The 14393-nt window shown below is 56.8% G+C and carries 9 protein-coding genes and 1 pseudogene; 6 read left to right on the top strand and 4 right to left on the bottom strand.

All coding sequences use genetic code 11. The annotated features are described in order from the left end of the window. Window positions 1-138 precede the first annotated feature (138 nt). Window positions 139-1440: a DNA (cytosine-5-)-methyltransferase gene (dcm, locus tag CPPEL_RS06960; RefSeq protein WP_123960440.1), complete on the top strand. Its 1302-nt coding sequence runs from the start codon at window positions 139-141 to the stop codon at window positions 1438-1440. An 86-nt stretch (window positions 1441-1526) separates the two neighbouring features. Further along, complete coding sequence (locus tag CPPEL_RS06965; RefSeq protein ID WP_164470391.1) at window positions 1527-2171, top strand: Eco47II family restriction endonuclease; 645 nt, start codon at window positions 1527-1529, stop codon at window positions 2169-2171. A gap of 4 nt (window positions 2172-2175) precedes the next feature. On the opposite strand, the gene CPPEL_RS06970 is transcribed toward CPPEL_RS06965, so the two are convergent. Continuing rightward, window positions 2176-3387 (bottom strand): MFS transporter, encoded by a 1212-nt coding sequence (locus tag CPPEL_RS06970; protein WP_123960442.1) that lies wholly within the window; start codon window positions 3385-3387, stop codon window positions 2176-2178. 106 nt (window positions 3388-3493) lie between these two features. Here CPPEL_RS06970 and CPPEL_RS06975 point away from each other — a divergent pair, with 106 nt between their 5' ends. Next, entirely contained in the window at window positions 3494-3994 is a 501-nt protein-coding gene (locus CPPEL_RS06975; protein WP_123960443.1) for a hypothetical protein, read from the top strand. A 110-nt stretch (window positions 3995-4104) separates the two neighbouring features. On the opposite strand, the gene CPPEL_RS06980 is transcribed toward CPPEL_RS06975, so the two are convergent. From CPPEL_RS06980 to CPPEL_RS06990, 3 genes and pseudogenes are all read right to left on the bottom strand, one after another. Further along, window positions 4105-4899, bottom strand: a complete 795-nt coding sequence (locus CPPEL_RS06980) for a hypothetical protein (protein WP_123960444.1) — start codon at window positions 4897-4899, stop codon at window positions 4105-4107. A gap of 130 nt (window positions 4900-5029) precedes the next feature. Beyond that, the gene (locus CPPEL_RS06985) at window positions 5030-5929 is read right to left on the bottom strand and encodes a (2Fe-2S)-binding protein (protein WP_123960445.1); all 900 of its coding nucleotides are present in this window, start codon (window positions 5927-5929) and stop codon (window positions 5030-5032) included. A gap of 533 nt (window positions 5930-6462) precedes the next feature. Further along, window positions 6463-8055, bottom strand: a pseudogene (locus CPPEL_RS06990) (carboxylesterase/lipase family protein); the annotation flags it as partial. Here CPPEL_RS06990 and CPPEL_RS06995 point away from each other — a divergent pair. The 3 genes from CPPEL_RS06995 to CPPEL_RS07005 all read left to right on the top strand — a co-directional run bounded on the left by CPPEL_RS06995 (window position 8054) and on the right by CPPEL_RS07005 (window position 14192). Further along, window positions 8054-8863 carry a shikimate 5-dehydrogenase gene (locus CPPEL_RS06995; protein ID WP_123960447.1) on the top strand — a complete coding sequence of 270 codons (810 nt, stop codon included), beginning with the start codon at window positions 8054-8056 and terminating at the stop codon, window positions 8861-8863. The pseudogene CPPEL_RS06990 and the gene CPPEL_RS06995 overlap by 2 nt on opposite strands. Window positions 8864-9234: 371 nt before the next feature. Beyond that, entirely contained in the window at window positions 9235-10092 is an 858-nt protein-coding gene (locus CPPEL_RS07000; RefSeq protein ID WP_123960448.1) for a hypothetical protein, read from the top strand. 374 nt (window positions 10093-10466) lie between these two features. Further along, window positions 10467-14192, top strand: a complete 3726-nt coding sequence (locus CPPEL_RS07005; RefSeq protein WP_123961271.1) for an ABC transporter ATP-binding protein — start codon at window positions 10467-10469, stop codon at window positions 14190-14192. Window positions 14193-14393 lie beyond the last annotated feature (201 nt).

Genomic DNA, 14393 nt, shown 5'->3' on the forward strand with positions numbered 1-14393 from the left:
TGGGGCTACTGAACACACTCATCACGAGCCGAACTAGGTCATTTGTTCGATTGCATGGTTGCGGGTTAGACTGCTCAGCATTTATCTCACAAAGTGGTAACCCACACCTATGCATTGGTTACTCGATAGGATGGCTTCGTGACTACTTCAGACCAACTGCTCCCCATTTCGGAGGCAGCAAAGATCCTGGATGTCTCAATCGACACACTGCGCCGCTGGGACAAAAGTGGCATTATCCGAGCGAAGCGATCCCCCCAAGGACACCGCCTATTTAATGTTGCAGAGATCAACCGGGTGATCGCAAAGCAACAATCACGATCTCAAGGCCACGGCGAACGTCACTATTCGATTCACAAAGACGCTCAGCCGAACGGTCTCAACTCCATTGACCTTTTCGCTGGCGCTGGCGGAACAGCGTTAGGCCTGAGCAATGCTGGCTTTGATCACCTCCTTCTTTCCGAGCTCGACCGCCACGCCGCAGCAACGTTGCGGAAAAATCGTCCCGAATGGAACGTTGCCGAAGGCGACGTAGCCGAACTCGATTTTTCAGAGTTCCGTGGTCAGGTAGATCTCGTGGAAGGTGGATTTCCCTGCCAGGCCTTCAGCTACGCTGGCCACTCGCGCGGCTTCGAAGACACTCGCGGCACATTGTTTTTCCAATTCGCCCGTGCAGTAAGCGAAACCATGCCAAAAGTATTCATCGGCGAAAATGTGAAAGGGCTTCTCCGCCACGACCGCGGACGCACCCTCGAAACAATGATGCGAAGCCTCGCCCAGATCGAAGATGAGCAAGGTGTCGGTTACACGTTCGGCTACAGGATTATCCGTTCTCAATATCACGATGTTCCTCAAAAGCGCGAGCGCTTAATCATCATGGGTGTGCGTGAAGACGTTGGCACCGAGCTGTTCTTTCCCAAGGAGCGCGAATACATCGTCAGCCTTTGGGATGCGATTGGCGATAAACCCAGCAGCCCTGGAGCAACTTATCCCGAGTCGAAACGACGTGTCCTTGCCCAAGTGCCAGCAGGTGGCTATTGGCGTGACCTCCCCGTGGAAGAACAGAAGAAATATTTAGGCGGTTCCTTCCATCTAAGCGGAGGAAAGACCGGCATGGCTCGCAGGCTTTCATGGGATGAGCCTTCGCTGACGCTTACTTGTGCACCAGCTCAAAAACAGACCGAGCGATGCCATCCCGAGGAAACTCGCCCACTAAATGTGCGCGAGTACGCGAGGATTCAAACCTTCCCCGATCATTGGGACTTCGAAGGTGGACTTGGCGCATCGTACAAGCAAATTGGCAACGCGGTGCCAGTGAACGTGGGATACTTCCTAGGTAAATGCGCAGAAACCATGATTGATCCCTCTAAAGCAGAGATCTTTTCGGATTTCGTCGAACCTGCACATTCGGACGAATACGTTTCGCGGCGTTTCCGAAAGTAGGCAACACCCAAGTCGAGAGTTGAGCACCGATGGCATTTGAGTATCTAGACCTTCCGTTTTTTCCAAAAGGCTTTCTCAAGTCTGAGATGGATCGACTGCTCGCGCCACCGTTAAAGAATCGAGAAATCAAAGATCCTTTTAGCGCACTGATTGAAGGTTACAGCTCAGGTGGTTACGACAGTTGGGTTGAGCGCGAAACCGCCCGCGCACTCAATAAGTCGCTTACCAACCGTCTCGGGGCTTTCCACCAGGAGGTCATCGGTGCTCTGCCTGGCTGGAAATCTACAGGCCCTCACGGGGATGCCTACGACGTCATTCACGAAGGCCCGTTTGGACCTCGCAATCGCCCGGCAGTTGCCGAGGTCAAGGCCAAATACAACACCATGAATTCCAACGGTGCGGAAAGGGTATATAACAACTTCTTGAGCTTGAGAAAACACAGCAAGTTCAAAGAGTACGACTGTTACCTAATCCAAATGATCCAGAAACACCCCGTGAACGAACCGTGGGTGCCAAATCAAAAAAGCTACGGCAAGCTCGACCACATCCGCGTCATTGGCGCACCGGAGGTCTTCGCAATTAGTATAGGCGATCCAAACGCCTTTAGCGAGTTCATGCGCGCCTTCGAGCAGTACTTAATTGAGTTTTATAACTGCGAACCCGATAAGAAGCTTGGTGATGTGATCAGCCAGGCCTTCCCCACCGTAAATCTCAACCCCGAGGCCAACTAAGCCCCTAGCTTTCCAGCGTTTCCCTTGCGAAGATCCAGTACACCAGAGCGATTGCTGTGATCACGCCGCACAGAATGAAAGCCGCGGGGAAGCCGAAGTGCTGGGCCGTTAGGCCCACGGCAATGGGCGAGAGAATGGATCCGAAGTCTTGAGACATCTGGAAATTCGCCAGCACTTTGCCGCCGGATTTTTCGTTGCCCACCACATCGGCTAGTACGGCCTGCTGGGCTGGGTTTAAAAAGCCCGCGCCTGCGCCAGTAAGTGCTGAAAGCAGCAACAGCACCCATACTTCTCCGCTAAAACCCAGAGCGGCGGTAAAGGCACCATTAATGGCAAGGCCTGCCATGAGCACTGGCTTCCTGCCGATTGAATCGGCAAGTTTCCCAGAAAACTGCAGGGCGAAGGCGTTGCCTGCGGCGAAGGCAGTAAGCGCAATACCTGCGATGGCAGCACCGTTGCTAAAGGTGGCGGCGCAAAACAGTGGCACGACGGCGATGCGGGCTCCGAAATTAGACCAACCATTGGCAAAGCCAGAGATTAAGGTGCCGCGATAGGCAGAATCTGCGAAGGCCTGCCCAAAGCGCATCGTGGGCAATTTCTTCTCGCCTTTTTGTACTGCGCCAATATTCGAAGGCATGCGCCACCACACCACACACGCCGCCAAGATCACCGTCACGGCGTAGATGATGAAGGGGATGCGCATTCCCAGTGAGGCCAGGGCACCGCCGATGACCGGTCCTAGGATATTTCCGAAAAGAAAGCCCGAGGCATAGGCCGATGATGCTCGCCCACGAATTTCTGGCGGCGAGAGCTTAATAATCAACCCCATGGCAGACACCGTGAACATGGTGGAACCAAAGCCTGCGATGGCTCTTAAGACGATGATCTGCCAGTAGGCCTGCGCTATGGCAACAAAGCCTGTGGCAATGGCGACGGTAAATAGCCCTGTGAGGTAGACCTTGCGCGAGCCGATTGCGTCGACAAGCGAACCTGACACCGGGGCAAAAATGAGGCGGGTGGCGGCGAATACCGAGACCACCGCGCCTGCAAGCGCCATGCCTACGCCGAAGCTCGCGGCGAATTGCGGGATGATCGGGGCGATGATGCCAAAGCCGATGGCGATGATGAATGCGGCCATCACCAAAATCCAGATTTCGTGGGGGATCTTGGTGCGGGTGGTGTTGGCTTGGCGTATCACTCGACTCAGGATACCCATACCTACACCAATGAGGTTGAGGTGGTGATCAATACCTCCACTATTAGAACGTCTGTTCTATTTTTGCTGGCGGCGAATCGGAGGTTGCTCACTATATTCACCAACCATGTACAGCACGAAACAACACCACAGCAACGCACTGAACACCGACCTTGCCACCGCATGCGCAGTGATCGAACAAGAACACAGCGATACCCTGGCCAAAATCCGAAGCACCATCCGCCACCCGCGCTCTCTCGCACGCCCCCAAGCCTCATGGCGGCCACCGAGCATCACCCTTGATCCGCCTTCCGCCTCTCATGGATTAAAAGTTGCCATCACCCGAAGAAGAGTCGGCCCAAATGTGCAGGCCAGGATACGAGGCTATGGCGAGCACCGCCGCCCGGCCTATGTGCTAGCCCTGAGGTTTTCTTATAGCAATGGCCAAGAAGTACCCCCGTTATTGGCAGAGGCATGGGTACGAGGAATCGTCGGCGAGGCCAATGCAGGCTGCGTTCATGCCCTCAGCGATGCGTACACGCCTACGTTTTTGTGGATCACCGATGCCCAAGGACAAGCCCTGCACTCCCCCGCCTCGTTGTTTGCAGCCTTCGCCCAAGCAGCCTAAGGCAATACACCGAATCCAATACACCGAACACAAAACAAAGCCCCCGCTTGGAAGGCTTGAAGGCCAAAAGCAGGGGCTAGGTTGGGCGCGTATGCGCAGCTTAAGATGCGCTATTCGGCATCCTTGAGGTCTTCTTCATCATCGAGATCTTCTTCAAAGTCCTCGTCGTCTTCGCCAAAAATGTCATAGACCTCGGGCTCATCGTCGAAGTCATCTAAAGGCATGAGCTGCGATTCCCAATCCTCGGCGTGATCGGCAGCAAGGGAAAGCACATCGAAGAGTCGATCAGGATCGCTAAAGCTACCAAGCTCGAGCACCTCTTCTGTCATGGCGCCGATTTCCGCGGCAGCCTCGTAGAAGATGCGTTCACGCTCCTCATCGGTGATATCTTCAGGATCTTCCAGATCCCACAGGTTATCTACTGCTTCGCCAACCATCTCCTCGAACTCTGCACCTAAGGTGACAAAGCTGACGTGGGCTACCACCTCGGCGTCTTCAACGCTGACCTCCACAATCAACTGAGAGTTATCTGCAACCTCAGCGATCACCACACTCGGATCCATCGGATCTTGCAGGAAGGTCAGATCGGCGATGCGCTCATCAGTAGATTCGAGCAAATCACGAAGAATCGTCACCACTTGATCAGTAGCAACATGCTCAGCAACGGTGCGCACGGCATCTTCTAAGGAAAACACCACCGAGACCAACGCAGCCTCAAAATCAACATCCTCTTCAGGGCCGGTGGAGGCGGCAATGTAGACATTTGCCGCAGGCATGAGCGGGTCAATTTCTACAAACTGAATTTCCACATCAGAGGTGATAGGAACAAACATCACCTCGTCATTCACGCGGGATTCAATCCCCTCCGCATCCAGCGCAGCAGCGATCTCTTCAAAGAAACTCATGTTTTGCCCTTCCACGGAGAAGTCAGATCAAAGGCCTGGTTTAGCTACTAAAACCATCACCTTGGCCTAAGCCTAGCCTTTTGCTCCCCGGAATGCTTTAGAAAATGACAGCCTGCACTCAAAGCCGCTTTTACCAGGGCTGAAGGGCCGCTAACTGCCCAGCAATGCGCTGCTCACGGTCTTGATGCGGGCACGAGGTACACACCCCAGCATTAGGCGAATGGTAAATCATGCAACAAGAACTGCGGTGGGCAAGCAAATACTCCGGCTCCTCACCCGATGCAAGTAATTCCTGCAGGTCAGCTTGGATAATCTGGCCATCTTCTACAGCATCCACCCGAAGCGGCGGCAAGGTCACTTGCTGGCGCGCAGCATCGCCATCACCTGCGCCCGCTGCGGATGCAGCTTCACCATTGCTCATTACGGCAGCGCCCTCATTGGCTCCCTGCAATAAACCTTCGCGCAACTGCTGGGCCACCTCGAAGGCTCGGGCAGTTTCAAAGGCCTGATTGCCAGCACCAACCGCCGGTTGGATCAACCCATCTGCAATAACTGACCATAACGGCGCAGGCCGTAGATCTAGATGCGAACATAACCCAGCCACTAATCCTGCAAGGCTAAGACCAAGACCTCTAGCCGAGGCCTCCACGCTGCCGGCCTGGCGCAAAGGGCGGAAGCCGAACCAGAAATCGCCGTCTCTGCGAAACAGCTCCCCGCTGCGAAGATCCAAATCCGGCACCACGTCTTCTTCCACCATCAAATGCACCGAAGGGGCTGCGAGATCTCCGAGCAATGTATAAAGCCAAAGTTGGGCGGTGTGCTTTGGCTTATCCAGGCTAAAGATTGAACGGCACTGAGCAATCGCTGCATCAACGCACGCTTGTTGCCCTAACTGCGCACAATCCATCGCTACTACCCCGGCGGGATCGCTCGCATCAGGATTAATGCTCGGGCTAAAGCGTTCATGCTGTGCAAGCAGCCGACCAATGGCTCGCTCAAGGTGCTCATCACTGGCAGTAGAGGTACTCATTGCTTTCGGTCTTTCTTCTTGCGGTGCTTCTTTTTCGCCGGCAACACCTGGGGCTGTGCTTTTACCCTCAAAGGTATCGCACTTCCATGGTGCGCTAGCACCTTGCGCTGTTGTTTCTGCGCTTCGCGCTGGGCCTTTTTAGCCTTACGCTTTGCCTTCTCGGCCTTGCGCTGCGCTTTCGCAGCCTTACGCTCGGCTTTTGCGGCTTTGCGCTCCGCCTTCTTTGCTGCCGCCTCGGCTTTTCTCAACTCAGCGATCTTCGCCTCGGCCTCGGCTTCGAGCGCGTCATGCTGGCTCGGCGCTTGGTTGTTGCCGCTTGGCGCTTCGCCGTGCTGGTGAGGTGCTTGGCTGTGACGCGCTTTGGCCAAGCGCTGCCTAGTGGCAAAGGCTCTCCCCTGTGGCTTTTCTACCTGCGCGTCTTGCTCTGCTGCAGGGCTGTCATGGAAGCCAAGGTCGTGCTGCGCGGTATCAGCCGTGGAGTCCGGGTGCTGAGAGGTAGCCGTAATGGCAAGTGGCTCAAGTGGTTCTACTGGCTCAAGGCCAAGGGCCTGCATGATCTCTGGTCTACCAATGCCCCACTGCGTCATGTCGTAGCGTTCCCACACCCGACGAAACGCCGCGCGCGGGTCGTAGCTGACGTGAAGTTCGCGATCAAAAATCAAGGTGGCTCGCCCAGGGTGCAGATCATCTGGGCTGCGATAGCGCGGCCACTCGCGTCCGGGGTTGCCGTAGTGGATAAAGCGCGACCACAACCGCTGCATGCTTTGGCTTAAAAGCTCCAGATCAGCACGCCCACCAATGTGCAGCTTGGAGGTTTTGGCTGCTTTGAGGTCTCCAAACAGCGGCGTCAGCTCCATGGAGTGCCAGGCTCCAAGACCTAACCAGCGCATGGTTGGTGGGGTGAAATCAAAGCGATACATCCACGTTTGAGCCCCTTGAGCATGCGCTCCTGCGGCGTGTACTGCGGGCGCCCAGAAGATGGCGTCGGAAAGCAGATCGGCAAAATCACTGCGACGTTGTGCATTTTGGTACATGTGCAGCACAAGGTCGGTGCCTGCTGGATCAAAAGATTCCAACATGCGCCGCGCTGCCCTGGTGCGCGCTGTAGAGCGTAGATAGAAGGCCTTGGTAAAAGACGTCTCGTCGCCATTGGTGCCAATCAGCAGCGGCACCTTATGTTGTAGGCCTTGGGCAAATACTTCCAAGGGATGCTCAAAGATCACCCGCTTATCCACCGTTGGGCCAAAGCAGGTATTCATCTGAATCAGCTCGCCGGTACGCCACAACATCTTTTGCCCGGCGCGCACCAAATCGGCTGCATCTACGTTTCTTAGCTGCTCAAGATCGGGGTGTTCAAACCCGAGCCTTCGTTGTAATTCCGAGGCCCAGAATTGTGCCTGCACTGGGGAGTGGATGGCGGCAAGCGGTGGGGATTGGGCGATCGCTTTGCTAAATAATCCGGCGGCTGCAGGAACACACATGAGCGTGAGCACGGCGGCACCGCCGGCGGATTCGCCCATGATGGTGACGTTGTTTGGGTCCCCGCCAAAGGCTGCGATATTGCGCTGTACCCATTTCAGTGCCAGGAGTTGATCCAGCACCGCTGGGTTGGCCTCGCAGTCTTGGCCAACTGAGCGCATGTCTAAATATCCCAGCACCCCGAGGCGGAAATTGATCGATACGTACACCACGTCCATGGCCTCTGCCAGGGCGTGGCCGCGCAGGATCTGCTCGTGGGAGGAGCCGAAAATAAACGAGCCGCCGTGGAAATAGACCACCACCGGCAAGGTGGCATCGCTATCGGGGCGCACGATGTCGAGGTTGAGGCAGTCTTCGCTGCCGCGCACCTTATCGCTGGGTCCCAAAGAGGGTTGAGCGGCCACGGGGCCATATTCGCTGCACTCGCGCACACCGGTCCACGGTTCTACGGGGTGTGGGGCGCGGAAACGTCGACTGCCGCTGGTATCGCCACCATAAGGAATGCCCCGCCACGTTTGTACTTGAACCCCAGATGTTTCGTCGACAAGCCGAATGCCCCCTACGAGCCCCGAGGTAGTAGAGATAACGAGATCGGGGTGTGCTTCATTGCTTGTCGACGCACCCATGTGTTCTACAGTAGGGCACATGGTGAACATCGTCGACCGCGAAACAGTCCTGTGCATCTCACTTGCCGCGCGCCCCTCAAACCACGGAGTGCGCTTTCATAACTGGCTGTTTGACCACTACCAGCTCAACTACCTCTATAAGGCCGTAGCCCCAGTCGATATCACCGCAGCCATCGCAGGCGTGCGAGGCCTAGATATTCGCGGCGCTGCCGTGTCGATGCCCTATAAACAAGACGTGATTCCGCTGATTGATGCGCTCGATCCTTCCGCAGAACGCATCCAGGCAGTCAATACCATCGTCAATGAAGACGGGCTGCTCACCGGCTATAACACCGACTACATTGCCGTGGCCTCATTGCTGCGCACCCACGAAGTAGATCCCGGGCTACGTGTAGCCGTACAAGGCTCTGGTGGCATGGCCAATGCCGTGGTGGCCGCTCTTGCAGATCACGGCATGCAAGGCGTAGTAGTTGCCCGCAACGAAGCCACCGGCCAAGCGCTAGCCCAACAATACGGCTGGCAGCACGCCTTTGAAGTGCCCGAAGACGCAGAACTGCTAGTAAACGTGACACCACTTGGTATGAGCGGAGAACACGAAAACGTGCAGGCCTTTAGCGATCAAGCCATCGAGCGCGCACGCATCATCTTCGATGTAGTGGCCTACCCGGTTCGCACCCCACTGATTATTGCCGCCGAGCAAGCCGGCAAACCCATCATCCACGGCGGCGAAGTAGTGGCCTTGCAAGCAGCCGAACAATTCAAGCTCTACACCGGCGTGGAGCCATCTGCCGAAGCTGTTGATGCAGCCGAGGCCTACGCGCAGCAATAACCAGGGCTAGGCCATAAAGGCCGAAGAGATTGCAGGCCGCACCGGAAACAGACTCGGTGCGGCCGCTTTTTGTTCGCTGGGGGCGGTGAGGGGTTTGGGGTGTTTCGGTGCGGGGTTTGAGCGGTGCGGCGCGGGGGTTTCGCCGTCCGGCTGATAACAGTTTGACTACAGTTTCACCCCAACGCGCTTCGGGGTTGCTAACAACTGGATTGATTAATATACATTTATATCTCGTGCGAGACCGCTGCTACTCAGCAGTACACCCAGCGCATGATACGAGACACGCGCGAGTGTGCATCAACGCTGGTCTTGCACCTAAAACACCAACAAAAACGCGCAACTAGAGCGCACAGTAGTTAAAAGGAAACACCATGGGAATTTTTAAAAAGGCCGCCTCTAAAGTTGGCGATCGCTTCTTATTTAATAAAGACAAAGAAAACTCCACCGACCTCAACAACGCCGATCTAGACAACGCCGATCTAGACACCCTGGCTGATAACTCTGGCGCTACCGGCAAGGCCTTGCTGCGCACCCTTGATCGCGCGGCAAAGATGCAGTCCTCGGCCATCGTCAATTATGTGGAATGGCTGCGCTCTAAAAACCAGGACGCAACCCCTGAACAAATCCAGCAGAAGATGGATAAGCACTTCAAAATGCTGGTCACTGGCACCGGCGCAGGTGCAGGTGGTGCCGCAGCAGTACCTGGCATCGGTTTTGTTACCGGCGCTGCCGCCATCGCCGCAGAATCCCTGGCATTCCTCGACGCAGCAGCCTTCTACACCATGGCTTCCGGCTACTTGCGCGGCGGCGATGTGCGCGATCCCGAGCGCAGGAAGTCGCTTATCCTCATCGCCATCTTGGGCTCCGAGGGCTCCGCGCTTGTCGACGCCTCCATCGGCGCCTCCAGCTCCGTTGCTGCCCTTTCTCGCATGTCTGCCCGCAACGTCACCCAGGTCAATAGCCGCATGACCAAGATGGCACTCAAGCAGGTATCCAAGCGCTTGAAGTATTCCTGGATGGGCAAGATCATGCCCCTGGGCATCGGTGTGGTGATCGGCACCGTGGCAAACCGCAAGATTGCCAAGCGCGTTATTGAAAACACCCACCGCGCACTCGGCCCTGCCCCAGAGCAGTTTGATACTCCCGCCCCTGCCGAAGGCTCCATTGAAGAGCCAAAGGCAACCGTGAGCGAGCATGAGGATCAAGCTCAAAAAGAAGACGAGTCTTAAAAAAACCCTCGCTGTTACTTTCCCTAATTTCTTGGGTTGTAGCGGCACCAAGCACACCCCGCATGGCCTCCCAGTGCCCGCTGGAACCTGCGGGGCTTTATGCTGCTCATAGCGCACATTCTTAGAGAATCTGGGCTCACACACTAGCCTCAGACTAAGAAGGGCTACACCAAGCTGCATAGCTAGAGCCACATACAAACGCGGCCGTTGGGAGATCCGTGAACAAACAGCCACACGCCACCGCGCAGCCAGGAGGCACGCCAAAGGGCACCCCACCTGGTACACCGAAGGGCATGCCAAAGGGCATGTCGAAGGGCATACCAAAGGGTGGGCCTCATGCGCGTAGCACACGCAGCGGCAAACAACGCGCCCGCATGCTGTGGAACAAACTTGCCCAGCAACCCACCACGCTCGGTATTGCCATTGCCGCCACCATCTTGGTCACGGCCTTTGATGTGAGCATCCCCCTTATTACCGGTTCTGCCGTCGATGCCGCTACCGGCGCCATTGATGCCGATGTGCACACCGTGGTGTGGTTGCTGGTGGCTGTGGCACTCGGGCGCTACCTGTTCCAATTCAGCCGTCGCTTTATCGCCGGGGTGTTATCCAATACCTTCCAGCACCAGCTTCGCGTGGATATTTTGGACACGCTCCAGCGCCTTGATGGCCCGCGCCAAGATGAGCTGCGCACCGGCCAGGTGGTCTCGCGTTCTATTTCAGATCTCAACCTCGTTCAAGCGATGGTGGCCATGCTGCCTTTGGTGGCAGGGCACATGCTCAAAGTACTCATCACCCTCGGCATTATCGCCTGGATCTCCCCACTGCTGTTGTTGATCGCCATCCCAATCATCCCTGTACTGATTTGGCTTTCGCTTCGCTCACGCAAAACGCTCTTTGCCGCCACATGGTCTGCCCAGCAGCAGGTGGCCAACCTTGCTACCCACATTGAAGAAACGGTCAGTGGCATCCGAGTAGTCAAGGCCTTCGCCCAGGAAGAACGCGAGGTAGCAAAGCTTGAAAAGCTCAGCACGCGTGTCTATAGCGAGCAGATCCGAGCAGCCAAACTCACTGCCCGCTTCAAGCCTTTAGTCCAGCAACTTCCCACCGTAGCCTTGGTTATCGGCATTGGTGTGGGCGGCTGGCTTGCCATGCAAGGCACCATCACCATCGGTATCTTCTTGGCCTTTTCTGCCTACCTCACCTCCTTGACCGCCGTGGTATCCATGCTGGCGGGCATGATGGTGCAAATCCAATTGGGCTTAAGCTCTCTGGATCGCGTCTTCGACATCCTCGAGCTGCGCCCAGCACACCCCGACCCAAACCCAGCCAAGCCAATTCCTGAAGGCCCGCTTGGCATCAGCATGCAAGAGGTGTCCTTTTCTTTAGGTTCCCAGCAGATCCTCAAAGGCTTTTCCCTCGACGTTGCACCGGGAAGCACCCAGGTCCTGGTAGGGCCTGCAGGCTCAGGAAAATCCATGGCCATGCAACTGCTCAGCGCCTTTTATGCTCCCGATGCTGGGCGCATCATGCTGCGCGGTGAACACGAGGTGGATATGCGCGACTGTGCGCGCCAAGACATCCGCAAGGTGCTCACCTGCGTTTTTGACGAGCCCTTCCTCTACTCCGATACGGTTCGCCACAACATCACCATGGGCAAAAAGGTCAGCGAAGAAGAGCTGCGCCGAGCAGCACGCCTGGCGCAGGCAGAAGACTTCATCCTCGATCTTCCAGACGGCTTTGACCAGGTCATCGGCGAACGTGGCCTCACCTTATCCGGCGGCCAGCGCCAACGCATCGCCATCGCCCGCGCCCTATTGGAGCAACCAAAGATCCTCCTGCTTGATGATGCCACCTCCGCCATCGACGCCAGCACCGAGCGCGCCATTTTCCAAGGCCTGCAAGCAAAGCTGCACAACGTCACCGTGATCGCCGTGGCCCACAGGCATTCCACCCTCGCCCTAGCCGATGAGGTCTCGCTTGTCGACGAAGGCCGCGTGATCGCCACCGGCGAAGAAGCAGCAATGCGACGCAACGCCCGCTTCGCACACCTAATGGACGTGGCCTGCCAAGCCCCGGTCGACGAGTCCAACCCCCTGCCCTTCGACGATGGCGAAGAGCCCCCAACTTCACAGTTGTGGCCCAAAGTGGAGCACCAAGATGCACGTCTGAGCATCTCTCGAGCCACCACCCGCGCAGCCTCCCAACAAGCCGGCGCCAATCCCGCAGCCGGCGGCAGGGGTGGCCGTGGCCACGGTGGCGGCGCTGCTGCAGCAATGCCTGCCACCCCAGCACTACTTGCCAGAGTCGATGCCCTTCCAGCGGCAACGGAAACCCCACCAAATGCCGGGCCTCATCTGCGTGAACCGCTGCCGAAGATGAGCGCACACCAACTGTTTGCCTCGGTGCGCTGGTTGGTGCTCTTCGTCATTGGCCTCTACGTGGTCGGAGTGGCAGCAGGGCTTGCCATCCCCACCCTGGTTCGTTCTGCCATCGATCGCGGCGTGAACCACCAAGACGCTGGGGTGCTCTGGAAAATTACCTTCATCGGTTTGGCGGTGGTGTTCATCGCCTGGCTTGCAGATATCGCCACCACGGTGCTCACAGCACGCACTGGCGAGCGCCTGCTGTATGAGTTGCGCGTGCGTTCCTATTCGCATCTTCAGCGGCTTTCCATGAACTACTTCGAAACCACGATGTCGGGCACGATCATGACGCGCATGACCACCGACATTGAGGCGCTCAACACCTTCCTACAAACAGGGCTCGCAGCCTCTGTGGTCGCCCTGAGCACGATTATCGGCATCCTGGTGCTGCTTGGCATTACCAGCCCCACCCTCGCGCTGATCGCGTTGCTCGGCGTGCCCATCATCGTGATTGCCACGGTGGTCTTCCGCCGCATCTCTTCTACGTTATATACCCGCGCCCGCGAAGAAATTAGCCAAGTCAATGCCCTCTTCCAGGAATCCATGGCCGGGCTTCGCACCGCGCAACTGCACAGGATCGAAGCTGATACCCTTGCAAGCTTTGCGCACAAGGCTGATGCCTACAGGCGCACCAGGATTCGCACACAAATGGCTGTGGCCTTGTACTTCCCCGGCATCAATGCCTTAAGCGAGATCGCGCAGGCAGGAGTGTTGTTTGTGGGTGCAGGCATGGTGGCATCCGGCAATTTGCCCGCAGGTGTGCTCGTCGCATTCTTGCTCTACCTCGACCGGCTCTACCAACCCATCCAGCACCTCTCCCAGGTCTTCGATGCCTACCAGCAGGCCCAGGTTGGTTTCCGTCGCATTTCCGCCCTGCTTGCCACCAAGGTCAAGGTGCCAGATCACGGCACCGAACATCCAGCAGATGCACACCAGCGCGATATCCACTTCGATCACGTTGATTTTGCCTATAGCGATCAAGGCCCGAAGGTAAGCAAGGATCTCGACCTCCACATCAACGCCGGCAGCACCATTGCAGTTGTAGGGCCTACGGGTGCTGGAAAGTCCACGCTGGTGAAGCTCATTGAGCGCTTCTACGACCCCACCGAAGGTGCGGTGCGCGCAGGAGCCACGGATATCCGCCAATTCCAGCTCCACCCGTGGCGCCAAGGCATTGGCTTTGTGCCCCAAGAAGCACACCTATTTGCCACCACCGTGGGAGAAAACATCGCCTATGGCATGCCGGGGGCAAGCAAAGACGCCATCACCGATGCAGCACGCAGAGTAGGCGCACTTAACGCCATTGCTGCCATCCCCGGCGGCTTTGAGGCAAAGGTGGGAGAACGCGGCCGAGGGCTTTCTTCTGGCCAGCGCCAACTTATTGCCCTTGCGCGCGCAGAAATGTGCGCACCTCACATGCTGCTGCTTGACGAGGCCACGGCGACCTTAGATCCTGCCAGCGAGGCCACGATTTTGTCGGCCTCGCAGCGGCTTACTCAGCAGCGCACTTCAGTGATTGTCGCCCACCGCTTGGCTACTGCAGAACGTGCCGATCGCATCATTGTGATGGACCGTGGCCGCATCGTTGAAGACGGCACACATGAGCAGCTCCTATCTTTCGGGGGTATCTATGCGGGCATGTGGGGTGATCAGCGTGCGCAAAATGAACAGGCATAGCCACAGCGCACAACCCCTCAAACCCCTGGAAAACAACTTGTTGGGCAAGTTTCTGACCTCAACACAAAAAACCGCTAGCCTGTAGTAAGCAAAGTGCTATTACAGTGTGATTAGACGTTAGAAAACTCACAAAGAAATGAGGCGAGCATCTGCCGTGAGCAGCGCTAGTACGTTCGGCCAGAACCAGTGGCTGGTAGACGA

Source organism: Corynebacterium pseudopelargi (assembly GCF_003814005.1).
GTDB lineage: Bacteria > Actinomycetota > Actinomycetes > Mycobacteriales > Mycobacteriaceae > Corynebacterium > Corynebacterium pseudopelargi.